Source organism: Acidiphilium rubrum (genome assembly GCF_900156265.1).
GTDB classification, from domain to species: domain Bacteria; phylum Pseudomonadota; class Alphaproteobacteria; order Acetobacterales; family Acetobacteraceae; genus Acidiphilium; species Acidiphilium rubrum.
In genome coordinates, this window is the sequence record NZ_FTNE01000001.1 from 309,375 (window position 1) to 336,326 (window position 26,952).

Annotated in this window: 27 protein-coding genes; 25 read left to right on the top strand and 2 right to left on the bottom strand. The window is 65.2% G+C overall.

The annotated features are described in order from the left end of the window. Nucleotides 1–149: 149 nt before the first annotated feature. The 12 genes from BW994_RS01400 to BW994_RS01455 all read left to right on the top strand — a co-directional run bounded on the left by BW994_RS01400 (nt 150) and on the right by BW994_RS01455 (nt 14,400). Nucleotides 150–1,805: a GspE/PulE family protein gene (locus tag BW994_RS01400; protein ID WP_029312895.1), complete on the top strand. Its 1,656-nt coding sequence runs from the start codon at nt 150–152 to the stop codon at nt 1,803–1,805. 118 nt (nt 1,806–1,923) lie between these two features. Beyond that, nucleotides 1,924–3,141 (top strand): type II secretion system F family protein, encoded by a 1,218-nt coding sequence (locus BW994_RS01405; protein ID WP_029312894.1) that lies wholly within the window; start codon nt 1,924–1,926, stop codon nt 3,139–3,141. Next, nucleotides 3,131–3,589, top strand: a complete 459-nt coding sequence (locus BW994_RS01410; RefSeq protein ID WP_029312893.1) for a GspH/FimT family pseudopilin — start codon at nt 3,131–3,133, stop codon at nt 3,587–3,589. The genes BW994_RS01405 and BW994_RS01410 overlap by 11 nt, the downstream gene beginning before the upstream one ends. Then, nucleotides 3,567–3,944, top strand: a complete 378-nt coding sequence (locus tag BW994_RS01415; RefSeq protein WP_029312892.1) for a hypothetical protein — start codon at nt 3,567–3,569, stop codon at nt 3,942–3,944. Before BW994_RS01410 ends, BW994_RS01415 begins: the two co-directional genes overlap by 23 nt. Then, complete coding sequence (locus tag BW994_RS01420; protein ID WP_029312891.1) at nt 3,941–4,531, top strand: prepilin-type N-terminal cleavage/methylation domain-containing protein; 591 nt, start codon at nt 3,941–3,943, stop codon at nt 4,529–4,531. Before BW994_RS01415 ends, BW994_RS01420 begins: the two co-directional genes overlap by 4 nt. Nucleotides 4,532–4,580: 49 nt before the next feature. Further along, on the top strand, nt 4,581–5,594 hold the full coding sequence (locus BW994_RS01425; RefSeq protein ID WP_051657497.1) for a PilN domain-containing protein: 1,014 nt from the start codon (nt 4,581–4,583) through the stop codon (nt 5,592–5,594). Continuing rightward, nucleotides 5,581–6,180: a type II secretion system protein GspM gene (gspM, locus tag BW994_RS01430; RefSeq protein ID WP_029312889.1), complete on the top strand. Its 600-nt coding sequence runs from the start codon at nt 5,581–5,583 to the stop codon at nt 6,178–6,180. The genes BW994_RS01425 and gspM overlap by 14 nt, the downstream gene beginning before the upstream one ends. Then, nucleotides 6,177–6,698: a hypothetical protein gene (locus BW994_RS01435; RefSeq protein WP_029312888.1), complete on the top strand. Its 522-nt coding sequence runs from the start codon at nt 6,177–6,179 to the stop codon at nt 6,696–6,698. The genes gspM and BW994_RS01435 overlap by 4 nt, the downstream gene beginning before the upstream one ends. Next, a complete protein-coding gene (gspD, locus tag BW994_RS01440; protein ID WP_051657496.1) occupies nt 6,699–9,002 on the top strand; it encodes a type II secretion system secretin GspD in 2,304 nt (767 codons plus the stop codon). After that, complete coding sequence (locus tag BW994_RS01445) at nt 8,999–9,802, top strand: type II secretion system protein GspK (RefSeq protein WP_029312886.1); 804 nt, start codon at nt 8,999–9,001, stop codon at nt 9,800–9,802. The genes gspD and BW994_RS01445 overlap by 4 nt, the downstream gene beginning before the upstream one ends. A gap of 128 nt (nt 9,803–9,930) precedes the next feature. Continuing rightward, nucleotides 9,931–11,961, top strand: coding sequence for a phospholipase C (locus BW994_RS01450; RefSeq protein ID WP_029312885.1), 2,031 nt, complete (start codon nt 9,931–9,933; stop codon nt 11,959–11,961). Between the two features lie 93 nt (nt 11,962–12,054). Next, nucleotides 12,055–14,400: a TonB-dependent receptor gene (locus tag BW994_RS01455; protein WP_029312884.1), complete on the top strand. Its 2,346-nt coding sequence runs from the start codon at nt 12,055–12,057 to the stop codon at nt 14,398–14,400. Between the two features lie 50 nt (nt 14,401–14,450). On the opposite strand, the gene BW994_RS20080 is transcribed toward BW994_RS01455, so the two are convergent. Then, entirely contained in the window at nt 14,451–14,993 is a 543-nt protein-coding gene (locus BW994_RS20080) for a PEP-CTERM sorting domain-containing protein (RefSeq protein WP_029312883.1), read from the bottom strand. Between the two features lie 374 nt (nt 14,994–15,367). Here BW994_RS20080 and BW994_RS01465 point away from each other — a divergent pair, with 374 nt between their 5' ends. The 9 genes from BW994_RS01465 to phnF all read left to right on the top strand — a co-directional run bounded on the left by BW994_RS01465 (nt 15,368) and on the right by phnF (nt 23,197). Beyond that, complete coding sequence (locus tag BW994_RS01465; protein ID WP_029312882.1) at nt 15,368–16,741, top strand: MFS transporter; 1,374 nt, start codon at nt 15,368–15,370, stop codon at nt 16,739–16,741. Nucleotides 16,742–16,811: 70 nt separating this feature from the next. Continuing rightward, nucleotides 16,812–17,291, top strand: coding sequence for a phosphonate C-P lyase system protein PhnG (gene phnG, locus BW994_RS01470; protein ID WP_035229682.1), 480 nt, complete (start codon nt 16,812–16,814; stop codon nt 17,289–17,291). Next, entirely contained in the window at nt 17,291–17,851 is a 561-nt protein-coding gene (phnH, locus tag BW994_RS01475; protein ID WP_029312880.1) for a phosphonate C-P lyase system protein PhnH, read from the top strand. Before phnG ends, phnH begins: the two co-directional genes overlap by 1 nt. A gap of 1 nt (nt 17,852) precedes the next feature. Then, complete coding sequence (locus BW994_RS01480; RefSeq protein ID WP_029312879.1) at nt 17,853–18,944, top strand: carbon-phosphorus lyase complex subunit PhnI; 1,092 nt, start codon at nt 17,853–17,855, stop codon at nt 18,942–18,944. Next, on the top strand, nt 18,931–19,764 hold the full coding sequence (locus tag BW994_RS01485; RefSeq protein ID WP_029312878.1) for an alpha-D-ribose 1-methylphosphonate 5-phosphate C-P-lyase PhnJ: 834 nt from the start codon (nt 18,931–18,933) through the stop codon (nt 19,762–19,764). Before BW994_RS01480 ends, BW994_RS01485 begins: the two co-directional genes overlap by 14 nt. Then, nucleotides 19,761–20,528: a phosphonate C-P lyase system protein PhnK gene (gene phnK, locus BW994_RS01490; RefSeq protein WP_029312877.1), complete on the top strand. Its 768-nt coding sequence runs from the start codon at nt 19,761–19,763 to the stop codon at nt 20,526–20,528. Before BW994_RS01485 ends, phnK begins: the two co-directional genes overlap by 4 nt. Continuing rightward, a complete protein-coding gene (gene phnL / locus BW994_RS01495; protein WP_029312876.1) occupies nt 20,525–21,244 on the top strand; it encodes a phosphonate C-P lyase system protein PhnL in 720 nt (239 codons plus the stop codon). The genes phnK and phnL overlap by 4 nt, the downstream gene beginning before the upstream one ends. Beyond that, nucleotides 21,241–22,365, top strand: a complete 1,125-nt coding sequence (locus tag BW994_RS01500) for an alpha-D-ribose 1-methylphosphonate 5-triphosphate diphosphatase (protein ID WP_029312875.1) — start codon at nt 21,241–21,243, stop codon at nt 22,363–22,365. Before phnL ends, BW994_RS01500 begins: the two co-directional genes overlap by 4 nt. A gap of 97 nt (nt 22,366–22,462) precedes the next feature. Then, entirely contained in the window at nt 22,463–23,197 is a 735-nt protein-coding gene (gene phnF, locus BW994_RS01505; RefSeq protein WP_029312874.1) for a phosphonate metabolism transcriptional regulator PhnF, read from the top strand. Between the two features lie 23 nt (nt 23,198–23,220). Here phnF and BW994_RS01510 read toward each other — a convergent pair whose 3' ends face one another. Then, nucleotides 23,221–23,724: an HD domain-containing protein gene (locus tag BW994_RS01510; protein ID WP_245594175.1), complete on the bottom strand. Its 504-nt coding sequence runs from the start codon at nt 23,722–23,724 to the stop codon at nt 23,221–23,223. Between the two features lie 27 nt (nt 23,725–23,751). Here BW994_RS01510 and BW994_RS18995 point away from each other — a divergent pair, with 27 nt between their 5' ends. From BW994_RS18995 to BW994_RS01525, 4 genes are all read left to right on the top strand, one after another. After that, a complete protein-coding gene (locus tag BW994_RS18995) occupies nt 23,752–23,961 on the top strand; it encodes a hypothetical protein (RefSeq protein ID WP_217696422.1) in 210 nt (69 codons plus the stop codon). Between the two features lie 243 nt (nt 23,962–24,204). Next, on the top strand, nt 24,205–25,650 hold the full coding sequence (locus BW994_RS01515) for a hypothetical protein (RefSeq protein ID WP_029312871.1): 1,446 nt from the start codon (nt 24,205–24,207) through the stop codon (nt 25,648–25,650). Between the two features lie 265 nt (nt 25,651–25,915). Beyond that, entirely contained in the window at nt 25,916–26,296 is a 381-nt protein-coding gene (locus BW994_RS01520; RefSeq protein ID WP_029312870.1) for an HAD family hydrolase, read from the top strand. Continuing rightward, nucleotides 26,293–26,712, top strand: coding sequence for a hypothetical protein (locus tag BW994_RS01525; RefSeq protein WP_076454308.1), 420 nt, complete (start codon nt 26,293–26,295; stop codon nt 26,710–26,712). The genes BW994_RS01520 and BW994_RS01525 overlap by 4 nt, the downstream gene beginning before the upstream one ends. Nucleotides 26,713–26,952 lie beyond the last annotated feature (240 nt).

The following is a 26,952-nucleotide window of genomic DNA, read 5'->3' on the forward strand; positions in this document are numbered from 1 at the left end:
GTGATCGATTGCGGTCATTTTAATGACAGTTGCATGCCGGATTGCCTCCGGCGGCGCGCAGCAGATTTCCCTGATTTGTCATAATCGGCCGGCTCCGGTTGGGGCAAAGGCAGCGCATAACCCACGCCGCCACCATCACGAGAAACCGAGTGCTCGATCATACCGCCCAACCCGACCCGCCGGACCTCGCAGCCTATCTGCTCGCGACCGGCCAGATCGATGCGACCGGATTGGCGCGCGCCGATACCATCGTTGCCGAATCTGACCAGAGCCGCGCGGCGGCAATGGTCCAGCTCGGCCTGATCGGCGAGCGCAGCCTGGCGCTGGCCTATGCGACCATGCTCTCCCTGCGCCTGCTCGACCCCGCCGATTACCCGGCCGCACCGGTCCTGCCCGAGCGGCTCCGCCCGCGCTTCCTGCGGGATGCGCGCGCCCTGCCGATCGCGCTCGAGGCGGGGGTGCTGCATCTCGCGATGGTCGATCCCGAACGCGATTTCGTGCGCGATGCGATCGCGGCGGCGACCGGGCTTGCGATCCGCATCGCGATCGCGGTGCCGATCGATCTCGATGCGGCGCTCGCCCGCCTCTACCCCGATACCGAGCTTGCCGCCGCGACCGCCGAGCCCGAGGAACCGAACGAGGCGGATGCGGAACGGCTGAAGGATCTGGCGAGCGAAGCGCCGGTGATCCGCCTGGTCAATCAGCTCATCGCCCGCGCGGTCGAGACCCAGGCGTCCGACATCCATATCGAGCCGGAGGAAGACCGCCTGCGCATCCGCTATCGCTACGACGGCGCGCTGGTCGAGGCCGAGACCCAACCCGCCGCGATGGCGCCGGCGATCATGTCGCGCATCAAGATCATGGCGCGGCTCGACATCGCAGAGCGCCGCCTGCCGCAGGATGGGCGGATCAAGCTCGCCGTGCGCGGCCATGAGGTCGATTTCCGCGTCTCCTCGATTCCGTCGCTGCATGGCGAAACGATTTCGATCCGCGTGCTGGACCGGGGCGCGGTGCGGTTCGATTTCGCCGCACTCGGGCTCGATCCTGGCATCACCGCGCAATTCCGCACGGCGCTGGCGGCCCGCAACGGCATCGTGCTGGTGACCGGCCCGACCGGCAGCGGCAAGACGACGACGCTATATACCGCCCTCGCCTCGCTCGATGGCGTGGCGCGCAACATCACCACGATCGAAGACCCGATCGAGTATCAGTTGCGCGGGGTCAATCAGAGCCAGGTCAAGCCGCAGATCGGGCTCGATTTCGCGCAACTGCTGCGCGCCTTGCTGCGCCAGGACCCGGACGTGATCATGGTCGGTGAAATCCGCGATCTGGAAACCGCGCAGATCGCGGCGCGCGCGGCCCTCACCGGCCATCTCGTGCTCTCGACCCTGCACACCAATTCGGCGGCAGCGACGGTGACGCGGCTGCGCGACATGGGGCTTGAGCCCTATCTGATCGCCTCGGTGTTGCGCGGCGTGCTGGCGCAGCGCCTGATCCGGCGGTTGTGCGATGCGTGCAAGCGCCCGGCGCGGATCGATGCGGGGTTCGCCCGGCGCTTTTCGATCGATGACGGTGCCACGATCTTTCATCCCGTCGGCTGCGCCGCCTGCCGCGGCACCGGGTATCGTGGCCGGCGGGCGATCGCCGAGTTCCTGGTGCCGGATGCCACGATCGGCACGCTGCTGGCCGATGGCGCGAGCGAGGCGGCGATCGCCGGCGCGGCGGGCATGCGGAGCTTGGCGCTGGCCGCGGTCGACGCCGTCGTCGCCGGCGAAACATCGATGGCAGAAAGCGCATCCTTTTGAAACTGGCCGCCAAACGACTCCCAAGCCCGATCCCTCGGCGGCGCCCGCGCCGAACCCCGTATCCCGGATTCACGAAAGTTTTTTGGTTCTTTTTTCCAAAAAAGAACGTCTTCCTGCCATGCTGACCTTCACCTACCGCACCCTCGACCGCACCGGTGCCGAATCCCGCACCACGATCGAAGCCGCATCCGAACCCGATGCCATCGCAACGCTCAAGCAGCGCGGCCTGATCCTGCTCGGCCCGGATCGGCCCGGCCGGTTCGACCTGCGCGCCTTGCTGGCCACCGAGATCGGCGGTGCGCGCCTGTCGGCGAGCGAGCGGGCCGATTTCACGCGCGAACTGGCCTCGATGCTGCAAGCCGGGCTCGATCTGGAACGATCCCTGCGCTTCGCCGGCGAGATCGCGTCGCGCGCGCGGATGCGCCGGATCATCGAGCATCTGCGCGATCAGGTGCGCGATGGTGCCTCCCTCGCGCAGGCGCTGAGCGCGGAGGCGGCGAGTTTTCCGCGCCTGTATATCGGCCTCGTCCGCGCGGGCGAGGAATCCGGCTCGCTGGCGGGCACGCTGGAAAACCTGGCAGAGCTGCTCGAAAAATCCCGCTCGCTCCGCGCCTCGATCATGGCATCGCTGACCTATCCGGCGCTGCTGCTGATCGCGGCGATCGGGGCGATCGGGTTCCTGCTGACCGATGTGCTGCCGGAATTCGTGCCGATTTTCGCGGAAAACGGCGTGAAACTGCCGGGGTCGACCCGGCTGCTGCTGGCCCTCGGGCATGGCTGTGCGGTCGGCTGGCCCTATGCGCTGGTATTCGCGATCCTGGGTGGATTGGGTTTGCGCGCCTTGCTGCACCGGCCCGGGCCGCGCCTGTCGGTCGATGGGATGTTGCTGCGCCTGCCGGTCGCCGGCGCCTTGCTGCGTGAGGCGGTGGCGGCACGGCTGACCCGCACGCTCGGCGTGCTGCTGACCAACGGCGTCGCCCTGGTGCCGGCGCTGGCGATCGTGCAGGAGGTGATCGGCAATCGCGCCGCCGCCGCCGCGATCGCCGGTGCCACCGAGGCCGCGCGGCGCGGCGCCGGCCTCGCGCGCGGGCTGGAGAGCGCGGGCCTGCTGCCGATCCGCGCGATCCATCTGCTGCGGCTCGGCGAGGAGACCGGCCAACTCGGCCCGATGGCGCTGCGGGCCGCGGCAATCCACGAGGAACGCACCAGGCTCGGCGTCGAAAAACTCGTCGCACTGCTGGTGCCGGCGATCACGGTGGCGATGGGTGCGGCAATCGGGTTCATCGTGTCCTCGCTGCTGCTCGCGATGCTGGGGCTCGACCAGCTTGCCCGCTGAGCCCGATGCCGGGTTCACCCTGCTCGAAGTGATCGTGGTGGTCGTGATCCTCGGCCTGGCGCTCGGCATGGTGGCGAGCAACGGGCCGATGCGCAGCCCGCGCCTCGCCCAGGCGGCGGCGGCGCGCGATATCCGCCAGAGCCTGCAGGATGCCGCGGCGCGCGCCATCGCGCAGGATCGCACGACGGTGTTCCGGCTCGATCCGGCCAGCGGCGTCTGGCGCGAAGGCGCGCGCACCGGCACGGTACCCGCCGGCACCCACATCATATTTCGCGGCGTCGCTGGATTTGCCGCGCGCGAAGGCTCGCTCGGCACGGTGATGTTCACACCCGATGGCAGCGCCAGCGGCGGGCGCATCACCCTCGCCGGTCCGGCCGGCGTGCGGGTCATCGCGATCGACTGGCTGACCGGGCGGATCAAAATCGATGCGCCAGACCCCGGACGATAGCGGCTTCCTGCTGCTGGAAACGCTGATCGCCTTCGTCATCGCGGCGCTGGCGCTGGCGGTGCTGTATCGTGCCGCGTTCGACGGCGCGGCCTCGGTTGCGGTATCGCGCCAGGAAACCGCGGCGCTCGACCGCGCGCAGTCGCGCCTCGCCGCCTTGCGCGTGATGGCCCCGGCGCATCGCTACGTGCATACCGGGCCGGACGGTGCGGGGTTTTTCTACCGCGAAACCGCGACCCGCCTGGCCGCCCCGCATGGTGCCGCGATGGTCGCGGTCCGGATCCGCGTGACCGAACGCTGGGGTACCGCCGGCCGCGCCGTGACGCTGACCAGCCTGGTCGCGGTACCAGCGCAATGAGGCGCGAGGCCGGCTTCACCCTGCTCGAAATGATGGTGGCACTGGTCGTCCTCGGCCTGTTGCTGGTCGGTCTGGCCCAGGGGATCGGTTTCGGGCTGGGCACCTATGCGCGGCAATCCGCCGTGCTCGCCCAGGCGGGGCGGCAGGTCGCGGTCGATCGGGCATTGCGCCGGCTGATCACCCAGGCGCGGCCGGGGCAGGCGGCGGGCAGCGCCCATGCGCTGCACCTGATCACGACGCTGCCGGACGCGGTCGCAGGCCATGACCGATGGATCGATGCGACGATCGCGGTCGATCGGCAGCACGATCTGGTCCTGACCTGGTCGCCGCATCGCGCCGGTGTGGCACTGCGCCCGGCAGCAACGCCGCAGGTCGAGCGCCTCGCCCGCGGCGTGCGGCGGCTCGACGTCGGCTATTGGTGGCCGCGCACGGTGTTCGGCGCACCGGTGTGGCAGACGCGCGGCCCGGCCGGCGGCCTGCCCCGCCTGATCCGGCTGCGCCTCGTCGGCATCGGCCCTCATCATCGGCCCGCGCAGGCGCCGTGGCCCGATCTGATCGCCGCTCCGGCGCTCGCCACCGCGCACTGACATGAAAGCTTCATTTTTCAAAACCCTGTCAGCACGTCACTAGGGCGCCATGGAATTGTTCCGCTGGTATGGCGCGATGATTGGATCGCTGCTGCCCGCGCCCGTGCGCGCCATGATGGCCGGCGGCGGCTCTGGCCTGGTCGTCACCGCCGATCCCGCCGCACCCGAGCGGGCGGTGGTGGCGTTGCGCGCACGCGGCGGGCTGCGCGATCTCGGCACGCTCGGCGCGCTGCCCACCCTGTCACCCGCGCTGCGCCGTGCTGCGACACTGGTGCTCACCGCGCCGGCCCGGCTGATCCTGACCACCACGATCACGCTGCCGCTGGCGGCGGAACGGCATCTGGCGACCGCGGTCGCCTTCGAGATGGATCGGCTGACACCGTTCGACGCCGCGGAAATCTGGTTCGACACCGAAATCCTGCGGCGCGACCGCGCTTCCGGGCTGCTGGCGCTGCGCCTCGCGATCCTGCCGCGCCACAGCGTTGCCCCGCTGCTCGATGCGTTGGCCGCCGCCGGGCTGCACGCCACCCGCATCGAAGCTCCCGCGAGCGATGGCATGACGAGCCTGACGCTCGACCACGCCGCACCGCCCGCGCGGCGGCTCGATCGGGTGTTGGCCGCCATGTGCGGGCTGCTGGCGCTGGCGTGTCTGATCATTCCGCTGGCGCGCCAGCAGATCGACCTTGCCGCCCTCGCGGCCCAGCGCAGCGCGCTCGCGCAGCCCCTGCACGAGGCCGAAGCGCTGCGCGCTCGGCTGGTCGCCGCGAGCGATGGCGCCGCGACGCTCGCGCGCGAACAGGCGCGTGAAGGCGATGCGCTGGCGGCGCTGGCCGCGATCACCACGGCGCTGCCCGATCGCAGTTTCCTGACCGATGTTTCGTTCCGCCACGGCGTCGCGACGCTTGATGGCGAGTCGCCGAACGCAGCCGGTCTGGTCGCCGCGCTGTCGGCCGATCACCGCTTCGCCGATCCCGCCTTCGCCGCACCGGTCACCCGCGCGCTCAACGAACGCGCCGATATTTTCTCGATCAAGGTGAAAGTCCGCCAGCATGGCCCGCGCTAGGCTGATCGATGGTGGCAGGCTCGATCTGCCGACCGGCCGCGCCGGCCAGGCGGCAGCGCTCGGTCTGACGCTGGCCGGTCTGCTGGTGGTGTGGTTCGGCCTGATCGCACCCGGCCTGTCACGGTACGACGCCCGCGCGCAAAGGATCGCCGAGCGCCGCTTGATGATCGCCCACGAACGCGCCCTGATCGCCGCCCTGCCGGCCTTGCAGCGCCGGATTATCGCGTTGCGCCGGGGTGACATCGCGACCACCGCCCTGCTCACCGGCGGGTCGGATGCGGTGGCGGGTGCGGCGCTGCAGGGCGATGTGCAGGCGCTGGCCTTGCGGCAGGGTATCACGCTCGATTCCGCCGAGATTCTCACCACCGTGAAAACCGGCGATGTCCGCCGGATTCCGCTGCGGATCAGCCTGACCACCGACTATCCCCGGCTGATCGCGCTGCTGGGCGCGATCGGGGCGGCCGCGCCGCGCATGCTGGTCGATGATCTGTCGCTGCACGCGACCGGCCTGCCCGATCCGGGGCGCGATCTGCCGATCCGCGCCAGCTTCACCATCTCGGCGTTCCGCGCCGCGCAACCCCGATGATCACGTTGCGCCGCGCCGCGCTGATCGTGCTGGCCGCAGCGCTCGCCTCGGTCTGCATTGCCGAAATCAGCGCGCAACCGCCGCCGCCGCCGCACCGGCCGATCGCGCTCCTGCCGCCGCACCCGGCACCGCCGCCGGGCGGTGATGCCACCGGCGCGATCACCACGATCCTGGCGCGGCCCCTGTTCCGGCCGGATCGCCGGCCGGTCGCCGTCGCGGCACGGGGCGACAGCACCTTGCCGCGCCTGTCCGGAATTCTGATCGGCCCGTCGCTGCGCCTTGCGATTTTCACCCCGGCGGCCGGGCCGACCCGGTTGGTCAAGCAGGGCGGCCGCATCGGCGCCTATCGGGTCAGCACGATCGCCGCGACCGCGGTGACGCTGACGGCACCGGGCGTGCGGCTGGTGCTGACCCCGCATTTCGCCGGCACGCCCGATGCGCCGCCGCCGTCCGCCCAGCCAGACCCACCGCTGCGGCCGCATGGTCTGCCCCTGATCCAAACGCCCGGAAGACAATAGATGCGCCCAACGCCGCCCCACCTGACGCCGCCCCGCCGAACCCGCCTGTTGACCACGCTGCTGCTGCCCGCTGCGATGCTGGCCGGCTGCACGCCGAAACCACAGCCCCCCGATGCGCCCATCATGGCGCAGGCGTCACCCCTGCTCGAGACAACCAAGCTGGCACCGCCCGCGATCCCGCCTCAAAGTGGTGCGATCGTCGCCGCCCGGCCCGGGGCGGTCACCGCGAGCTACGGTTCGCAGACCCCGCTGCCGGGCGCCGGCACGCCGCCGCCGGGGGTGGCGGGCGGCGCGGTCTCGCTCGATTTCGCCGATACCGACATCCGCGCCGTGGTCGCGCAGATCCTCGGCAGCATCCTGCACGTGACGTACACGATCGACCCGGCGGTGCACGGCAAAGCGACGCTGCATACCGCTTATCCGCTACCAATGGCCGATCTGATCCCGACGTTGCAGACCCTGCTCGGGCAGAACCAGGCCGAACTGGTCGAAAGCCACGGCATCTATCGCGTCATCCCGGTGGCGGCCGCCGGGCCGGCGATGGCCGGGAGCGATGCGCTGGCCGGGGCGACGGTGGTGCCCTTGCGTTATGTCGATGCCGCGCATCTGGCCGCCGTGCTGCAACCCTATGTCGGCAAGGGCGGCCGGGTGGTCGCCGCACCGGGGCGCAACGCCCTGATCGTCGATGGCGATCCCCAGACGCGCGACACGCTGATCCAGCTGATTTCGGCGTTCGATGTCGATGCGCTGGCCGGCCAATCCTACATCCTGTTTCCCGCCGGCGGCGGCGGCGCGAAGGATTTCGCCACCGCCTTCACCGCCGCCCTGCACGCCGGCAAAAATACCGGATCGATCCAGGTGGTGCCGCTCGAGCGGATCGGCGCGGTCATGGTGATCGCGCCCAGCCTCGCCCAGATCGTCCAGGCCAACCGGGTCTACACCGTGCTCTCGCACCAGGACGCGGCGACGCGACGCGTCTGGCACGTCTATTATCTGCACAACAGCAGCGCCGAGGCGGTCGCGCATGTGTTGCAGGAAGCCTTCACCCCGAACGACGTGACGGCGCAATCGAGCGGCAACGAGGGCCAGACCGCGCCCGGCATCACCGCGCAGACCCTGTCCGGCATGCCGGGGGCCAATGCCAGCGCGACCGGCGGCGCCACCTCGCCGCTGGGCACCACGGCGGGCGGCATCAGCGTCGGCGGTGCGGGCGGCGCCAATGCGGGCAGCAGTCCCGGTGGTGGCCTGGGCAGCGCGCCGGCGGCACCGACGCCAGCCTCCGACAATCCCCTGCTCGGGCCGCTGAGCGGCGGTTCGCTTGGGGGTGCCGGCAACGGCGCGACCGGCGATGGCACGCGCATCATCGCGGCACCGCAGCAGAACGCCGTGCTGGTCTACGCGACCGAGGCGACCGATGCGACGATCCACGCCATGCTGCGCAAGATCGACATCGAACCGCTCGAAGTCGAGATCGACGCCACCATTGCCGAGGTCGATCTGACCGGCGCGCTGCAATACGGCACCCAGTTCTTTTTCAAGTCGGGCGGCATCAACGGCGTGCTCAGCCAGGGCACGACATCGAGCCTGGTGCATAATTTCCCCGGCTTCGTGCTGTCGGGCTATGGCGCGGATGCCGCACCGCTCGCGATCTCGGCGCTGCAATCGGTCACCAAGGTCAGAATCCTGTCCTCGCCGCAGTTGATGGTACAGAACGACCGCACCGCCAATCTGCTGGTCGGCAATCTGGTGCCCTATCTGTCGCAGACCTCGCAAAGCACCATCACCACCGGCGCGCCGGTGATCAACTCGATCAACTACCAGGAAACCGGCGTGATCCTGCAAATCACGCCGCGCATTTCCAACGACGGGCTGGTGGCGCTCACAATCTCCCAGCAGGTCAGCGGCGTCGCACCGACCGTGACGACGCAGGGGATCAACTCGCCCACCTTCTCCGAGCGCTCGGTCTCCTCAAGCGTGGTGGTACACGACGGCCAGACCATCGGCCTCGCCGGCCTGATCAGCGACAATGATCAGCGCCAGAATTCCGGCGTGCCGTTCCTCAAGGACGTGCCGGTGCTCGGCGCGCTGTTCGCCAGCCAGAACAACACCCGTACCCGTGAGGAATTGCTGGTGCTGATCACCCCGCACGTCGTGCACAACCAGACCGATGCCGCGTCATTGACCGCCGACCTGCGCCAGGAACTGCCCGGCCCCGCGGCGGTGCCGGCCGAGCTGAACGTGCTGCCCGCGGATGGCTCGTCCGACCCCAACGCGAGGCTACGGGCGAGGCTCGGCCTGCATTGAGCCGGTCCGGATCGGCCCAGGAACGGGATCGGGGCTTTGCTCTGCTGATCGTGCTGTTCGTGCTGGTGCTGCTGGGGTTTCTCATCACCCAGTTTCTCGGCGCGGCGCGGATGCAGTTGACGATCGCGGGCAATCTGCGGAGCGCGGCCATGGCCGATGCCGCGGCGGATGGCGGCATTGCCCGCGCCATCGTGGCACTCTCGGATGGCGAGGCGCTCACCACCACGCGAATCGGCGCCAGCACAATCCGCCTCGCGGCGCACAGCATCGCCGGGCGGATCAACCCGAACGTGGCACCACCTGTGCTGCTGGCAGCCCTGCTGCGCGTGGCGGGCGCCGCACCGGCGCAGGCGCAGAGCATCGCGGACGCGATCGTCGCGTGGCGCAGCCCCGCCGCATCCCCCACCGCGCAAGCGGCGCTCGATGCCGCCTATCGCGCGGCAGGCCATGCGGGTGGCCCCGATGGCGAGGGCTTTGCCGCGATCGGCGATCTCGCCGGGGTAATGGGCATGACGCCGGCGCTGTTCACCGCGATCGCGCCGCATCTCTCGCGATTCGCGCCACCGCTGCCGGTCGCCGCCGCGGCCGATCCGGTGGTGCAGGCCGCACTCCGCCTCGCCGGCACGATCGACCTGCCGGGCGGTGCGGTGGAAGGGCCGCGGATCGTCGAGATCGCCGCGGTCGCATCAGGCCCCGGCCGCGCGCGCGCGGCACGCTGCGCCGTGGTCCGGCTGAGCCCGTCGAATATCGAGACGCCCTACCGCATCCTGCGCTGGCGCCCGCACGCCTGCGGCCAATGACGTCCGATGTAGCGTTAAAAAATCATCACGAGCCCTCCGCGCGCCGGCGCTGCAAATGACATGGAACTATCATGCACAAACGGTTAAAATTTGATTATCCGGGTATCATAAACAACCCGGAGATAACCATGAGACGTGCCATCCTGATGGCATGCTCGGCGCTTTGCGCGCTGAGCATCACCAGCCAACCCATTCTCGCCGCCGCGACGCCGGTTTCCGCCATGGTGGTTGCCCAGCCCGATGCGACCGGCGTGGTCAAATCGATGATGGCCAAACAGCCGCATCTGAACCTGTCCGACGCGCAGATGATCCAGCTGGTCAAAAAGAAGATCAAATATGTCTTCGTGATCTACCAGGAAAACCGTTCGTTCGATTCCTATTTCGGCACGTTCCCGGGTGCCGACGGCATCTATTCGAAGCCGGCGTCGAAGACCCCCGGCTTCTACCAGGAACTCATCACCCCGACCGGCCAGCACACCACCATCGCGCCGTTCCGCATCGGGCCGAAGCAATACGCCTGGGACACCGATGATATCGACCACTCGCACGCCCGCATCGTGGCCAAGGAAGACGTGGTCAACGGCAAGCCGCGGATGGATAAATTCGCGATCACCGAAGAGCTGAAATACTCACCGACCGGCAATCCCTCCCTCAAGGCCGAGCAATATGGCGAACTCGCCATGGCGCATGAGGATTGCGACACCATCCCGTTCCTCTGGCAATACGCGTCGCGCTTCGTGCTGTTCGATCATGTGTTCCAGAACATCACCGGCCCCTCCACGCCAGGCAATCTGTCGATCTTCGCTGCCCAGACCGGCCTGACCCAATGGGCGCTGCATCCTTCCGAAGCCTTCGTCTCGCCGAACGGCACGCCGTTCGCTGGCAACGCCCCATCGGTGACCAACAAGGCGGGTGCGACCATCAGCGAGGCCGGCTCCGGCGAACCGGTCATGGACGATGATGACCCCTTCTGGGGCTCACCGCTCGATCCGGCGGCCAGCACCAGCGGCGCGATGCCGGTCAACCCCGGCGATTTTTCCGGCCCGAACGGCGCCAATTATGGCGTGCAGATCAACCAGACCTACGCGACCTTGGCGCTCACCACCGCGGGCCGCGATGTCAAAACCTTCACCGATCAGGACGATGCCCCCGGCACCGACCTCGCCGACGTGCAGCAGGACATCGGCTACCTCGCCGCGCATGGCCAGAAGCCGGTGAACTGGGGCTGGTACGAGGAAGGCTACGACCACGAACCGACCGACCCGGCCAATCCGGTCGATGCCAACGGCGTTCATGCCTCCTACATCACCCATCACAACGGTCCGCAGTATTTCGGCTATGTTTCGAACAATCCGGCCGAGCGGAACAATCTGCACGGGCTGAACGATCTGTATACCGCGATCAGCACCGGCGGCCTGCCCAGCAAGGGCGGGGTGTTCTATGTCAAGGGCGGCTATCAGAACATCATGGGCCTCAAGGTCGACAACCCCAACGCCAAGGCGCAGGCCAACTTCGTGGGCGATGACGATCATCCGGCCTATTCCGATGCCCAGATCAGCGAGGCGATGGTCGCCAAGACCGTCAATGCGATCGCGAAAAGCCCCTATTGGAAACATTCCGCGATCATCATCACCTGGGATGATTCTGAAGGCGATTACGACCACGTGCCGCCGCCGATCGTGGCCGATGGTCCGGATCACGTGGTGTTCGACGAAGGCCCGCGCGTGCCGTTGCTGGTCATCTCGCCCTATGCCCGCGTCCATGCGATTTCGCATGAAATGGGCAGCCAATCCTCGGTGGTGAAATTCGTCGACGAGGTGTTCGGCCTCACACCGCTCGCCCTGCTGCCGGATGAACTCAAGGGCCGCAAACTGGGCCAGCAGGAATTCGGCCAGCCGAACATCGGCCCGGGCGACGCGCTGACGCCCGATGTCGGCGACCTGATGTCCGCCTTCGATCCGCACCGTCTGAAGGGCCAGATCGCCCCGCTGCCGCCGAGCTACGCGATCATCCCGACCAAAACCATCATGCACCTGCCGCAGGATAACGGGCTTGGCTGCGATGCCGATGGCATCGTACCGACCGATATCGCCAAAGGGATCAAAAACAACATCCCGCGCGATTTCAACCCGCTGCCCTCGACCAACCCTTCAACCTGAACCGCCCCATTTCAGAGGCCTATATTTGACAGGAACGCCAGCATGCAGCCGCATGCTGGCGTATTTTTTCGGCCCCAACTGTCGAGGACGACCATGCGCCTGCACCCCGGATTTGTCGCACTATTGCTCGTTGCAACCTCGGCCCGCGCCATCGCGCAGGCCGTCCCCGTCAATGCCGGCACCGTCTCGGCCGCATCCGGCGAAACCACGACAGATGCCGCGGCGCGCACCAAAAACTTCAAATCCGGCCAGGCGGTGCGCGTGCTCGACCGCGCGCTGCTCGACGCCGCCGGCCCGGTCGGCGGTGCCGCCCAGGCGCTCACCTATGCCCCCGGCGTCGCGATCAATTCCTACTCCACCAGCGGTGCGGGCAAGAGCATCATCACCATCAACGGGGTCAACCAGGGCTGGTCCGGCCTGAACGGCAACGCCCAGGACGGCGCGGTGGGCGTAACCTTCGATGGCATCCCGATCGCCGATCCCGTCACCGGCCTGTGGCAGGCACCGACCATCCCCTTCCTCGCGATGATCGGCTCGACCAGCGTGGCCTATGGCCCCGGCAACCCCGATCAACGCTGGTACGACAGCCTCGCCGGCACGGTCGGCTTCAACCCGTTGCAGCCGACCGCCAAACCCGGCGGCGACATCGCCATGACCTACGGCAGTTTCAACCAGAAATCCGTCACCTTCGATGCCCGCACCGGCCTGTACGATGGCTGGTCGAGCATCCTCGCCGGCGGCTTCGGCGATGGCAATTCCTATCGCCAGGGTGGTGGTTTCAACAACCCCGACAGCGATTACGCCCTGTTCCTCAAAACCCGCCATGAATTCAGCAACGGCGCTATCAGCTTCGGCGCCTACGATGCCCGCAGCGAGGCGTTCCGCCCCACCTACATTCCGCAATCGGCCAATCCCGCCATCACCATCAACGGCCTGAACGCGCAGGGCCAGCCCAACCCCGGCCCGCTCTACAGCCAGGCGACATCGGGCTTCTACGGCTCGCCACCGTTCGCGACCTACGACAAGAACGATTCCAACGCGATGGTCCTGCTCTACGCCAAGCAGACGCTCGATCTCGGCGGCGGCACCACCCTGCATAACCAGGCCTGGTACATGCACATCAAGCGCACCCACTCGCGCATCACCGATAACTGGACCCAGGGGCCCACGCAGGATCGCCTGCTGCAACCCCACACCAACACGATCGGCGACAAGCTCTGGTTCACCCATGATTTCGGCTGGAACACACTGACCGTCGGCGCCTACGCGCTACACAGCTACTATAACAACAAAGCCAATTTCTATAACCCCGCGGATGGCGGCGGCCCCGACGTCATCAACCCCGGCGGCACCGCGCGCGATGGTGCCTTCACCCTCGATAACCAGGCGGCCTTCATCCAGGACGATCTGAAACCGCTGCTCGGCCTCACCATCACGCCGGGCTTGCGATTCTCGCGCTACCGCCTGGCATTTCATCAGGATATCGCTTCGGGCTTCCTGTTCGCACCGGGGGCGGCGGGCAATTTCACCGCGCAGGACGTCTTGCCGGCCCAGGCCGAAATCCGCGGCGGCGTCGAACCCTCGCTCGCCGCCAATTATCGCCCGGTCCCCTGGCTCGCGCTGTACGCAAGCTATGCGCAAGCCCTGAAATCACCCGAAGTCGGCGGCGGCGGCGGCCTGTTCCAGCAAATCGCCGGGGCCGACTACCGGCTCGAGCGCGGCCAGTACACCCAGGCCGGCATCAAGCTCGATATCAGCCACGCCGGCCCGCTCGGCAGCCTGCGTGCCGGCGTCGGGCTCTATCATCTGCGTTACGGCAGCCAGACCATCCCGATCACGCTGAACAACGCGAGCGAGGTCGGCATCAGCGGCACCTCGCAATATCGCGGCGTGAACCTGTATGCCGATGCGAATCCGCTCTACAATCTGCACCTGTTCGCGAACGCCAGCCTGCAAAGCGCCTATTACCAGAACTACATCGTCGAAAACGGCGGCCCGCCGGCGTCCTACAATGGCTATCCGGTCTCCTACGTGCCCGCCCGCACGATCAGCGTCGGGGCCGACTACATCGCCGCCATCGGCAACGCCACGATCGCGCCGCGCGGCTGGATCCAGTATATCGGCCCCGAACACATCTATAACGGCATCACCACCGCGCCGGACTACCGCTCGATGCCGGGCTATCAGACGTTCAACGCCAGCCTGAAACTGACCATGCCGCTGCCCGTCGCCTCGCTGCGCGCCCGCCGGATCGCCTTTACGCTCACCGCGCTGAACATTCTCAACCGGCACTACAACAGCTATGAATATATCTCGTCGGGCGGCTATTTCGGCACCGCCGGCCTCAACGGCATCGCACCGCAATACGCCTCGAACTATATCAATGCCTATTCCGGCGCGCCGATGAGCATCTACGGCACCCTGTCGATCACGTTCTGATCCTGCGTGAAACCCGGCCGGCAGAATAATCTGCCGGCCGGTAAGGCGGTTCAGGCCGCGCGGCGCCGCGCGATCACGCCCAACCCGACCAGGGCAGTGCCGAGCAGCAGCAGGCTGCCAGGCTCAGGCACCGGCAAGGCGGCCGGCGTAACGGTGAGCGTGCCGGACGAAGTGGTGCAGGTTCCTTTGTCAATCGAACAGGTGCGCGCCCCGAATATCACACCCGCGTCGCTGTACAGATTGACGAACTGGTTCGCGGCATCCTTGAACGAGATACCATTGGCATCGAACGGACTATAATTGTCGGCACCATTCGCAAAATTGGCAAAAAACAGATTGTCGTTGCCCTGAAACTTATTGATCTTAACAAGAGATATAATCGCGCTGTTATCGAAACTGCCGGAAATCCCGGTCAGCCGATAACCGCCGCCCGAATACTTCACAGGCTTCAGAGCCGTCGTGAAACTGCCTGTGATGATGTTGTTCCCGAAACCGCCCTGATAACTGAAGTCATAGGTTCCCGCTGAAGCCGTCGCAACGCCCGCCACAGCGAGTGTGGCCAGCGCGATGCCGATTCGTCGAATGATCGTCATGAGTTTGTTTCCTTGATCCAAAAAAATTGTTCGATGTCAGCAAATAAACCGTACTTGCGTAACATCTTGTTACAAAGCAAGTCCTGTGCCATTTTTTACAACATTGAATTCATTAAATAAAAAGAATGACAGTATAATGACTGTAAAAAATTCTGACTCGCACTTCCGTGCACGTGCGCGAAACTGTCATTATCACCCCGGCTCACCCCGACTCACCCCGATCCGGCGCCGGCCCGCCCTAACCGGCCCCCGCCGATCGCCGAACGAAATTCCGAACTCGGTTTGAATTCATTGATCTGTCACCGATGATCTAGGCAAACTGAAACACAATTCATCTAGACATCCGCCTCATCATCAAACTGGAGTTTGGCAGGATGTCGGCAAACAGTTTTTCCGTGCTCGATGAACAGCAATTCAAGGCATTTCACTGGCGCGCCCTGATCACGACCGGCCTCGGCGTGTTCTGCGACGGGTTCGACCTCTCCTCGATCGGCATCGTGCTGCCGCTCGTTCTGGCCAGTTTCGGGATTGCGAAAATCGGCGGGATCGAGGCAGCCATGCTCGCCGGCTCGGCGCTGATCGGTGCCGCGCTCGGCGCGCTGATCTTCGGCGTGCTCGGGCAGGGCGGGCGCAAGCGCTTCTATGGTCTCGACGTGCTCTTGATGGGCATCATGGCAATCGCCCAGGCCTTCGCGCCGAACCTGGAATGGCTGATCGCAATCCGTTTCGTGCTCGGCATCGGCATCGGTGCCGATTACGTGCTCTCGCCCACCATCATGGCCGAACACGCGAACCGCGCCAATCGCGGCAAGACCATCGGCCTCGGCTTCGGGTTGATGTGGCCGCTCGGCGCGCTCGGGGCGGGATTGCTGAATTTCGGTCTGGCCGGCATCGGCCTGCCGCACGACATGCAGTGGCGCATCGTGCTCGCCGCCGGCGCGGTGCCGGCGTTCGCCGTGCTGTATCTGCGCCGCACCATGCCGGAAACCGCCCGGTTTCTGGCCCGCATCGGCAATGAACCCGGCGCGGCGGTCGAGGTCATCCGCCAGATCAGCGGCAGCACCGTGGCGCAACCGGCGGCCGACACCCGCGCCTTCGCCACCGTGTTCGCTTCCCACGCAAGAATGATCTTTTCAGCCGCGCTGCTCTGGCTCCTGTTCGACATCGTGGTCTATTCGGGCATCCTGTTCGGCCCGTCGCTGATCGCGAAAAGTCTCGGCCTCGGCCCGGTCGAGTTCACGCTGCTGATGTCGATCGTGTTCAGCCTGCCCAGCGCCTTCGTCTACGCCAATTTCGGTCTCGACCGCTGGGGCCGCAAACCGATCCAGGTGTGGGGCTTCGTCGGTGCGGCATTGCTGCTGCTGGTGTTCGCGCTGCTCAAGCAGAATCTCGCGGCGGTGCCGCTGCTCGGGCTGTTCGTCTTCGGGCTCTACACGGTCGCGATCAACGGACCCTCGATCGTCAGCGGCGCCGGCATCCTCGGCGTCGAACTGAGCCCGACGCGCATCCGCACGGTCGGCCAGAGCATCACCGTGGTCGGCGGGCGCATCGGCGCCTCGATCAGCGCCTTCCTGTTCCCGCTGCTGTTCACCGCGATCGGCGAGGTCGGCGTGATCGCGCTGCTGGCAGGCGTCTCGTTGCTCGGTGCGGTGGCAACCCATTTCCTGGTGCCGGAAACCGCGGGCCAGTCGCTCGAAGCCCTCAACGGTGACGACCTGGCCGATACCGTGCCGGCCGCCGCGCAATAACCCGGTCCGCACATCGCATGATGCAACGGGCCGTCTGGACACGCTCCGAAATTAATATAGATGTCTAGATATGTTGGATGACGCCGCCGCCGCACCGGATCGTGCCACCGCTGCCCTCGGCGCGCGCCCGGCCTGGCTCGGCGTGCTCGCCCGGTCGGATCATGCGCACATCCAGACCCATCTGTCCGGCCTGCCCGCGCTGCCGGATTTCACCCACCTGCGCCGGCCGGAAACCGGCATGGCAATGGTCCGCGGCCGGATCGGCGGCGGCGGTGCTGCGTTCAACCTCGGCGAAATCACCATCGCGCGCTGCAGCATCCGCGATGCGGCCGGGCTTGTCGGCCATGGCTACGCGCTCGGGCGCGACCTCGCGCAGGTCGAACTGATCGCCCGGCTCGATGCCGCGCTGCAGAACCCGGATTGGCACGACTGCCTGATCGCCGATGTGGTCAACCCGCTGGCCGACCTGATCGCGGCACGCCGCGCGGCAACCGAAGCGCAGGCCCAGGCCACCGAAGTGCAATTCTTCACCCTCGCCACGATGCGCTGATGAGTCCGCACCTCACGCCCGGATTTGCCGATGCCCATGAATCGCAGCGCTGCTTCCGCGCGATCCTGCAAGCCATCAGCCGGCCCGGCCGGATCGTCGGCCTCGATGTCACGCTCGAACCGCCCGCACCGCTGTCACCCGCCGCCGCCGCCTGTCTGCTCACCCTGACCGATGCCATGACCAGCGTCGCCCTGCCGGAGTCCGCCGCGCCATGGCTGGTGTTTCACACCGGCGCACGCCTTGCGCCACCGGCCGAGGCCGATTTCACCGTCTCGCCCGGCCGCCCCCGTCTCGCCGGCCTGCCGCGCGGCACGGATGAAGCGCCCGAGCGCGGCGCAACCCTGATCGCCGACGTCCAATCGCTCGACACCGGCCGCGACGTTCGCCTCAGCGGGCCCGGCATCGCCACGCCGATCACCGTCCACCTGCCGCTCGATGCCGATTTCATCCATCAATGGCGCGATCAGCACGAGCGCGCACCCTGCGGCGTCGATGTCATTCTCTGCGCCGGTCATCGCCTGATCGGCCTGCCCCGCAGCCTCATGATCGAGGCGCTCTAGCATGGCCTATGTCGCGGTCAAGGGCGGTGAGGCGGCCATCGCGGCGGCACACGCCTGGCTCGCCCGGGTCCGCCGGGGCGACGGCGCGGGTCCCGGCATCGATGCCGCACAGATCGCCCGCCAGCTCGGGCGCGCGGTCGATCGGGTGATGGCGGAGGGCGCGCTGCACGACCGCGAACTCGCCGCCATGGCGATCCTGCAAGCCCAGGGCGATCTGATCGAGGCGGCGTTTCTGCTGCGCGCCTACCGGACCACGCTGCCGCGCCTGATCGACAGCGAACCGATCGATACCGGGCTCATGCTCACCCAGCGCCGGATTTCAGCGATCTTCAAAGACCTCCCGGGCGGCCAGCGCCTCGGCCCGACCACGGATTACACCCATCGCCTGCTCGATTTCGCACCACCCGAACCATCCCCGCCCATCGAGGCATCGCCCGATGCCGAACCCGTGCCGATGCCGCGCGCGACCGATCTGCTCGGCGCCGAAGCCCTGATCGAACCCGATCCGGCGAGCGCTGGCGAACCCGGCGATCTGACCATGCGCCCGCTCGCCTTTCCCGCCGCGCGCGATCAGCGCCTGCAGGCGCTGGCGCGCGGCGACGAGGGGTTTTTGCTGGCGCTCGGCTATTCGACGCAGCGCGGCTACGGCCATACCCATCCGTTCGTCGGCGAATTGCGGATGGGCGAGGTCGCAATCTCGATCGTGCCGCCCGAACTCGGCTTCGCGATCGAGATCGGTGACGTGGTGCTGACCGAATGCCAGATGGTGAACCAGTTCGCCGGCTCGAAAACCGCGCCGCCGCAATTCACCCGCGGGTACGGGCTGTGCTTCGGTCATGCCGATCGCAAGGCGATGGCGATGGCGCTGGTCGATCGCGCGATGCGCGCGGGCGAGCTGGGCGAGGCCATCGCGGCCCCGGCGCAGAATGTCGAATTCGTGCTGTCGCATTGCGACAATATCGAGGCGACCGGCTTCGTCGAACATCTGAAACTGCCGCATCACGTCGATTTCCAGAGCGAGCTCGAAACCATCCGGGCGATGCGGGCCGAAGCGATGGCATCCGGGCCGGAGCGTGACGATGCAGGGGTATAATTTCGCCTATCTCGATGAACAGACCAAGCGGATGATCCGCCGCGCGATCCTCAAGGCCGTCGCGATCCCGGGCCATCAGGTTCCCTTCGCCGGGCGCGAAATGCCGCTGCCCTACGGCTGGGGCACCGGCGGCATTCAAGTCACCGCCGCCATCATCGGGGCGACCGACGTGCTGAAAGTGATCGATCAGGGCGCCGATGACACCACCAACGCCGTCTCGATCCGGCAGTTTTTCGCCCGCACCGCCGGCGTGCAAACCACCACGCACACCGCCGAGGCCAGCCTGATCCAGACCAGGCACCGGATCCCCGAGCGCCCCCTGCGGGAGGATCAGATCATCGTATATCAGGTGCCGATGCCCGAACCGCTCTACCGCCTCGAACCCAGCCGCGCGAGCGCCCGGCGGATGCACGCGATGGCCGATTATGGCCCGATGCAGGTGAAACTGTACGAGGATATCACCCGCTTCGGACGGGTCGCGGTGTCCTACGACCATCCGGTGATGGTCAATCGCCGGTATCTGATGTCGCCCTCGCCGATCCCCGCCTTCGACAACCCCAAGCTCCACCTGATGCCCGCCCTGCAATTGTTCGGCGCCGGGCGCGAGAAGCGCATCTACGCGGTGCCGCCCTATACCGCGGTGGTGTCCCTCGATTTCGAAGACCGCCCGTTCGATCCGGTGCGCGCCCCGGCGCTCTGCGCGCTGTGCGGCGCGGATGATACCTATCTCGATGAAATCGTGATCGATGATCGCGGCGGCCGGATGTTCGCCTGTTCGGACACCGATCATTGCGCCGCAAACCGCGCGGACCTCCCATGACCCCGTTGCTGCAAGCCCGCGGCCTCACCCATCGGTTCGGCCGGGTCCCGGCGCTGGATGATGTCTCGCTCCTGCTGCGCCGCCACGAAATTCTCGCCATCGTCGGTGAAAGCGGATCGGGCAAGACCACCCTGCTCAACGTCTTGTCGGGCCGGTTGGCGCCGCAATCGGGCGACGTGCTGTTTCACGATGGCAGCGCAGCACTCAGCCTCGCCGCGCGCGGCGAGATTGCCGTGCGCAAACTCCAGCGCGCGCGCTGGGGCTATGTGGCGCAGGACCCGCGGGCCGCCCTTCGGCTCGATATCACCGCGGGCGGCAACATCGGCGAGCGGCTGATGGCCTCCGGTGCCCGCAACTACGCGGAAATCCGCGCGACGGCGTCACGCTGGCTCGAAGCGGTCGAGATCGATCCGCAGCGGCTCGACGATCTGCCGCGCACCTTCTCGGGCGGCATGCTCCAACGCCTGCAGATCGCCGCGACGCTCGTCACCGACCCCGAACTGGTGTTCATGGACGAACCGACCGGCGGGCTCGACGTCTCGGTCCAGGCGCGGATTCTCGACCTGATCCGCTCGCTGGTCCGCCGCCTCGGCCTCGCCGTCCTGCTCGTGACGCACGATATCGGCGTCGCCCGTCTCCTCGCCGACCGCCTGATCGTGATGCGCCACGGCAGGATCGTCGAGCACGGGCTGACCGATCAGGTGCTCGACGATCCGCATCACGAATACACCCAGCTCCTGGTCGCCTCGGTGCTGCCGGCATGAGCACGCCGATGATCCGCGCCGAAGGCCTCGACAAGACCTTCACCCTCCACCTGCAAGGCGGCGTGCGGCTCGCGGTCCTGCGCGATGCCGCAATCACGGTGCGGGCCGGTGAATGCGTCGTCCTCGCCGGCCCGTCCGGTGCGGGAAAATCGACGCTGCTGCGCGCCCTCTACGGCAATTACCGGATCGATCGCGGGCGGATCATGGTCCGTCAGGACGATGCCATGGTCGATCTGGCGCAAGCCGATCCGCAAACCATCATCGCGCTCCGCCGCGCCACGCTCGGCTATGTCTCGCAGTTCCTGCGCGCGATGCCGCGGGTCGCCGCGCGCGACATCGTGGCCGAAACGCTCCTCGCCCGCAGCCTCGAACCGGCGATCGCACAGCGCCGCGCCGCCGCCATGCTCGAACGCCTCGGCATCGCGCCGCGCCTGCACGCGCTGCCGCCGGCGACGTTTTCCGGCGGCGAACAGCAGCGCGTCAATCTCGCGCGCAGTTTCGTCGCCGCATGGCCGATCCTGTTGCTCGACGAACCGACCGCCTCGCTCGATAGCGCCAACCGCGACGAGGTGGTACGCCTGATCAACGAGGTGAAATCGGCCGGCACCGCCGTGATCGGCATTCTGCACGACACCGCCAGCCGCGACCGCATCGCCGACCGCACCCTCACCCTGACCCCTGCGGTGGACGACACCGCCGCCCTGGAGCCCGCATGACGCTGCTGAGCAACGCCCAAATCATCCTCGACGATCGCGTGATCACCGGCAGCCTCGTGATCGAGAACGGGATCATCATCACGATCGAGGCGGGCACCGCCCCCGGCGGCATCGACTGCGACGGCGATTACCTCACGCCCGGCATCATCGATCTGCACACCGATAATCTCGAACGCCAGGTCCTGCCCCGCAGCAACGCGCGCTGGCCCTCCCGGTCCGCCCTGCTGGCGCATGACGCCCAATGCGCGGTCGCCGGCGTCACCACCGTGTTCGATGCGCTCTGCCTCGGTGACATCGGCTTCGAACAGGGCCGCAACCAGACCTTCGATGACGGGCTGAACGACCTGCAGGCCCTCGCCGCGACCGGCATGCTCAGATCGGACCATTATCTGCATCTGCGCTGCGAACTACCCGCCGGCGAACTCCCCGCCATGCTCGATCGGGCTATCGACGATGCCCTGGTCCGGCTGATCAGCCTGATGGATCACAGCCCCGGCGTCGGCCAATACGCCGATGTCGAAAAATTCCGCCGGATGCGCCGCCGCGAGGGCCATACGGATGAGGCGATCACCACCATGATCGGCCGCCTCGCCGATGCGCAGGCCCGGTTCAACGCGCCCAACCGCGCCCTGGTGCTCGAGCGCGCCCGGGCGCGCGCCGTGCCGATCGCCTCGCATGACGATCGCACGGTCGAGGAAATCGCCCGCAACCACGCCGATGGCATCGCGATCGCCGAGTTCCCGGTCACGCACGCCGCCGCCGCCGCGGCGCGTGCCTGCGGCATGACCACGATCGCCGGTGCGCCCAACATCGTGCGCGGCGGTTCGCATTCGGGCAATGTCGCGGCGCTGGACCTCATCCGCGCCGGGCTGGTCGATGCCCTCGCCTCGGATTACGTCCCCGCCTCGATGATCGAGGCGGCGTTCGCCTGCGTGGCCCATGGCGCGTGCGACCTGCCACACGCCATCCGCCTGATCACCGCCAACCCCGCGGCGATGGTCGGCCTCACCGATCGCGGCCGCCTCGCGCCGGGTCTGCGCGCCGATATCATCCGGGTCCGCCTGCACGATACGCTGCCGGTGGTCCGCGCGGTCTGGCGCGAGGGTACCCGCGTCGGATGACGCCGAAATATAATGTCGGATGACGCAGACATATAATGTCGGATGACGCCTCGCCCGCCTCGCCCAGCGGCGTGCCGGTCCGCCTGATCGCGGCCTGATGGCACGCGCCACCGGCATCGCGGTCTGGACCCGAATCGCAGCGCAGCTGCGCGAGGACATCGCGTCCGGCGCCATCGTACCCGGCGGCCGCCTGCCCCCGGAAGCAGCACTTGCCAGCCGCTTCGCGGTCAACCGCCACACCGTCCGCCGCGCGCTGGAAGACCTCGCCCGCGACCGCCTGATCCGGATCGAGCACGGCCGAGGCTCCTTCGTCGCCGAACCAGTGCTCGACTATCAGATCAACCTGCGGCCCCGGTTTTCCGAATGGGTGCGCCGGCACAACCGCGAACCGTTCGGCGACAAGCTCTCCCTGCGCATGATCGATCCGGCCGATCTCCCCGAATGCACGATCATCCGCGAGGTGCTCGGTCTGGCGGCGGGCGAACCCGTGCTCGAACTGCTCCGGCGCGGCACCGCCGATGCCCGGCCGCTGTCGCTCTCGCGCCATATCTTCCCCGCCCGCCTCGAAGGGCTGCACGCGGCGCTGCTCAACCACGCCACCATCACCGCCGCCCTCGCGCAGATCGGCATTGCCGACTACCTCCGCCTCCGCTCGCGCATCACCTGCCGCATGCCGACACCGCGCGAATGCGCCTTGCTCGAACTCGAACGTGACGCACCGGTCCTGCACTGCGAGAACGTCAACGTCACCGCGGCGAACACGCCGCTCGAACTCTGCTTTGCAATCTACCCCTCCCACCGTGTGGCGCTCATCGTCGAACCGACGGCGTAACCCCGCGCCATCGTCCGCCCCGCTCAGCCGCCGGCCGTCACCGCCGTCGCGCGGCCGAGCGCAGCGCGGCTCAGGATGTCCCGGTAATGATCGAGCGGCGGCGTGCTCGCCATCGGGTCCTTGGCCTGATCATCCCACCGGCGCAGGCGAACGGCGTCACCGGCGAAGGGCATGGCCAGGAACGCCTCGGCCGCTTCGGCGCTCATCACACCGCCTTGCAGCGCGAGCGACGTGCGCGAGGCAGGCGAGAGCGCCTCATAATAACCGGTATCGATCGCGCAGAGGCACCGCTTGGCCTCCACATGCAGTCGCACCGGTTCGGTAACGCCGGGCCCGAACAGCGTTTGCAGCAGCGCGGCACCACGGGCTTCGTGGACATCATCGATCCCGCGTTCGGCGGCGTCTTCCCCAAGATCATGGATCAGATGACCCGCGTCATGGAACAGCGCGGCGGCGACCAGCGGCGGCGCGGCGCCGGCCTGTTCGGCGCGATGCGCGCATTGCAGCGCGTGCTGCAACTGGGTCACCGCCTCGCCGTGATAATCCTCGCCGCCATGGGCGGCGAGCAGGTCGAACAGGGCATCGATCGAGCCTGCCTCAGCGCATTCATGAGCGTGAGGCGATGGAACCTGGGTCTGGCAGCCGCGATTCGATTCTGCCCAGGCGCGGGTACCAAAACATCAATCCGCCGCCGGGAAGGCTACCCGCAAATTCAAGTCAGTCAGATCGCCCATCCCGCCTCATTCCTCGGATCGACCGTCTGAAATGCCTCGGTTGCCGATTTAGCACGCATTACACGCCCGCGGACCAATGCCAAGATCGGTTACAACTTTTGGTTGCTAGCACTCTCCTTATTTGATACACCCTGTCTGACTTATTTCACAGTTGGGTGAGAAAATGTCATTACGGTACCAACGGGCCATCAAACGGAAAGCGCTCAATCGTGGCAATCATAGTGACGAAGAGTTTTGTAGTAATCGATTGTCAATCCCGAATTTAATAGGGAGATGGCTGAAGGGAGCTTGGTGGTGGTCGCAACGGAGTTTGTCTTTTCAGTCCTCTATAATGAAAGTTATGAATTTTTTCAGATGCTGGTTTGGAATTTCCTCCATTTCACTGACTCTGACTCCGCATTAATCGTTAATCTAGGCAAGTCGACAGAGATCCCCGATGAGCTTGAAATCAGCGAAAGGGTCCATATCATCCGCGGTGGGCAGCGTGCGGCCTGGGGGCATACGTTGCTCAACGGCCATATCGAATCATTCCGCTATGCTGAACTGATATTTCCGAATTTTGGCTGGTTCGTGCCCATCGCCTCGAACAGCCTGTTTTTCCGCCGCTTCGAACCGGACTTGGCGCGTGCGCGATTAGTGGAAAGCATACAAGAGGACTCGTATCGCTGCACAACGTGGAAGGAACTTCCGAACGAATGGCACTGGCCAAAGCTTCGCGGATTTGCCGCGGCGGGCGCCCGTTTGCACGAAAGATGGGGGATTGACAGGCTGGTCGGAGACCAGATCGAAGGTTTCATTGCTTCACGAGCGGACTGGGGGCTTGTGGCCGAAATACACGAAGACCTGCTCAACTATTGGCAGGGGCTTAGGGCGCCGCTTGAAGAAATTCTGCCTGGTACCGTAATTGATTTAATCGGGACCGGGCAGCGAACAACCCTCTGCAAAATGTTCTGGAAGAACGATTTCAAAGAGAAAGGGCTGGTGCAATTCTCAGATCTACTAGATAGCAAGCGTCTGTCCCCCAACATTTGCTTGCTGAAATGGTTCCGGCGTGATCCTAATGCCCCGGAAACGATATTAGTTGCAACGCCACTCGGACAGAGCCTCATAGAAGAGCTCCGAACAGAATCGAGTTATACTATAAAAACTCGGATATTTATCTTTCTTACCTATATACATGATGCATTTGAACAGACTAAGGTGGAATGTGACTTCTATAACTGCGCGCCATTTCCTCCTATAACCTGGGAGACTGTGGCAGTTCGGCAGCAATGCTCACTTTATGGCACACAAAGATTCGACGAATCGGCACCTTTCCTGTTTTTCGAGAACACAGGCGAGCGTCTACAGATAACTATAGAGCTTGAAGCCGATGGCAGGGTCAAGGCGGCCTGTTGGCCACTACAAGGCACAGGTGAGGCAAATTTGATATCTTATCTCTATTTACCGCTAAATGATAGGAATCGCCACGAACAAAGAGTGTTGCAGTTATCCTGCCATATGGACTTCTGCCTCGCCAAGCTAGTGCTCAACAACTGCGTTATATTCCAGGACTGTATTCAGATGGTTAAACCCATGACAATTAGCGAAAAAAATGGAGCAACTGTCGCTCTGTTCGCCATTCACGACAACGGATCCCAGTTATATTTAGGAATACCGCTCGTGTATCATCTCAAAATTGATATGATACTGAAAGAACTCATATTTAACGTCCTATAGCGATTTAATATTTTTAGTTTAAGAAAAATTAACTGTTTGCGTGAATGGAGTCATTGAGTGTATTTTCAGCCAATAGCGATGCACTTTGCATCCTCTCCTCTCCCAGCTAAGCCCTAATCTTGGGCTCCGCTCCGGTGGTCTCCAGGATAAGCTAATCGCGACTAACTTTGGTTGTTAATTTGATGTGAGGGCAGGGAATGAGGATCAAGGTGACAATGAAAGTTGTAGCAAACCTAATAATAGCTATTCTTATAGAATATTTTTCATGAATACAAAACGAATTGTAATCGATCTAGATAATACACTCACATTAGGTGATTCCACTTTGTCGTATTCGGAACAAGCGCCAAACCATGACGTAATCGACACAGTGCGTAACTATAAAAAGTTAGGATTTGATATAATTATTTATACTTCTCGTAATATGAGAACATACGATAATTCTGTCGGAAAAATTAATGCGCATACGCTGCCTTTGATCATTGGATGGTTGAAGCAGCACGACATTCCCTACGATGAGGTCCATGTGGGCAAGCCTTGGTGCGGATTTCACGGTTTTTATGTCGACGACCGGGCGATCCGACCCTCAGAATTCGTTTCTTTATCAATCGATGAGATTCAAATCTTGATTGGGAACAAAAAATGACTACGAGGTCAATCAGGATTATCACATCCGCCGCATATGTCGAACAGGAACTTGCTGCCGAGTTCGGACAGATTCCGCCATCGTTTTTATCGATCGGCGTCTCGCCGCTGTATGAGGCGCAGATCAAATATTTGGGATTGGGGGATCCGATTTACCTGACCATCCCTGAGGGATTCAGTCCACGACGTTATGACCAAGAACGCTTGCATGAACTCGGTGTAGTGCTGGTACCAGTGCCAGAGGGGTTGAAGCTAGGCGAGTCTATTGTCTACGCCATTAATTTCATCGCCTCCACCTCGGTCTCTGTCCAATTGCTGCACGGTGACACGCTGATCGAAGATCTACCAATAGGCCTAGCCGCATTTATTCATGAGGGCGTTTCATTCAATTCTTCTACAATTAGCTATGCAACCTGACGTCGTGGGCGCGTGACGACTCACCGGCCGCTCTGGGCTGGTTTTGATGAGCTTGGCGATGTGTCGGCGCTGGAGTTGGATGAGATCGGGACCGGTCGGGGCAACCGCCCCTGGGCTCAGACCAGTAACCTGGGCAGTCTGGCCAGAGCGTAGCGGAGAATGACCTGATCCGGCATCGATCGCGGCAGATGCAGGCGAATTGATTTCTTCAATGTCTCGACCTGGACGGCGAGTTTGATC

What these genes read in the sequence shown, in the direction of transcription:
- BW994_RS01405 (WP_029312894.1), top strand. Translation starts at nt 1,924, where the DNA reads ATGCTGACCTTCACCTACCGCACCCTCGACCGCACCGGTGCCGAATCC.
- BW994_RS01415 (WP_029312892.1), top strand. Translation starts at nt 3,567, where the DNA reads ATGCGCCAGACCCCGGACGATAGCGGCTTCCTGCTGCTGGAAACGCTG.
- BW994_RS01420 (WP_029312891.1), top strand. Translation starts at nt 3,941, where the DNA reads ATGAGGCGCGAGGCCGGCTTCACCCTGCTCGAAATGATGGTGGCACTG.
- BW994_RS01425 (WP_051657497.1), top strand. Translation starts at nt 4,581, where the DNA reads ATGGAATTGTTCCGCTGGTATGGCGCGATGATTGGATCGCTGCTGCCC.
- gspM (WP_029312889.1), top strand. Translation starts at nt 5,581, where the DNA reads ATGGCCCGCGCTAGGCTGATCGATGGTGGCAGGCTCGATCTGCCGACC.
- BW994_RS01435 (WP_029312888.1), top strand. Translation starts at nt 6,177, where the DNA reads ATGATCACGTTGCGCCGCGCCGCGCTGATCGTGCTGGCCGCAGCGCTC.
- gspD (WP_051657496.1), top strand. Translation starts at nt 6,699, where the DNA reads ATGCGCCCAACGCCGCCCCACCTGACGCCGCCCCGCCGAACCCGCCTG.
- BW994_RS01450 (WP_029312885.1), top strand. Translation starts at nt 9,931, where the DNA reads ATGAGACGTGCCATCCTGATGGCATGCTCGGCGCTTTGCGCGCTGAGC.
- BW994_RS01455 (WP_029312884.1), top strand. Translation starts at nt 12,055, where the DNA reads ATGCGCCTGCACCCCGGATTTGTCGCACTATTGCTCGTTGCAACCTCG.
- BW994_RS20080 (WP_029312883.1), bottom strand. Translation starts at nt 14,993, where the DNA reads ATGACGATCATTCGACGAATCGGCATCGCGCTGGCCACACTCGCTGTG.
- BW994_RS01465 (WP_029312882.1), top strand. Translation starts at nt 15,368, where the DNA reads ATGTCGGCAAACAGTTTTTCCGTGCTCGATGAACAGCAATTCAAGGCA.
- phnG (WP_035229682.1), top strand. Translation starts at nt 16,812, where the DNA reads ATGTTGGATGACGCCGCCGCCGCACCGGATCGTGCCACCGCTGCCCTC.
- phnH (WP_029312880.1), top strand. Translation starts at nt 17,291, where the DNA reads ATGAGTCCGCACCTCACGCCCGGATTTGCCGATGCCCATGAATCGCAG.
- BW994_RS01480 (WP_029312879.1), top strand. Translation starts at nt 17,853, where the DNA reads ATGGCCTATGTCGCGGTCAAGGGCGGTGAGGCGGCCATCGCGGCGGCA.
- BW994_RS01485 (WP_029312878.1), top strand. Translation starts at nt 18,931, where the DNA reads ATGCAGGGGTATAATTTCGCCTATCTCGATGAACAGACCAAGCGGATG.
- phnK (WP_029312877.1), top strand. Translation starts at nt 19,761, where the DNA reads ATGACCCCGTTGCTGCAAGCCCGCGGCCTCACCCATCGGTTCGGCCGG.
- phnL (WP_029312876.1), top strand. Translation starts at nt 20,525, where the DNA reads ATGAGCACGCCGATGATCCGCGCCGAAGGCCTCGACAAGACCTTCACC.
- BW994_RS01500 (WP_029312875.1), top strand. Translation starts at nt 21,241, where the DNA reads ATGACGCTGCTGAGCAACGCCCAAATCATCCTCGACGATCGCGTGATC.
- phnF (WP_029312874.1), top strand. Translation starts at nt 22,463, where the DNA reads ATGGCACGCGCCACCGGCATCGCGGTCTGGACCCGAATCGCAGCGCAG.
- BW994_RS18995 (WP_217696422.1), top strand. Translation starts at nt 23,752, where the DNA reads ATGGGCGGCGAGCAGGTCGAACAGGGCATCGATCGAGCCTGCCTCAGC.
- BW994_RS01515 (WP_029312871.1), top strand. Translation starts at nt 24,205, where the DNA reads ATGGCTGAAGGGAGCTTGGTGGTGGTCGCAACGGAGTTTGTCTTTTCA.
- BW994_RS01520 (WP_029312870.1), top strand. Translation starts at nt 25,916, where the DNA reads ATGAATACAAAACGAATTGTAATCGATCTAGATAATACACTCACATTA.
- BW994_RS01525 (WP_076454308.1), top strand. Translation starts at nt 26,293, where the DNA reads ATGACTACGAGGTCAATCAGGATTATCACATCCGCCGCATATGTCGAA.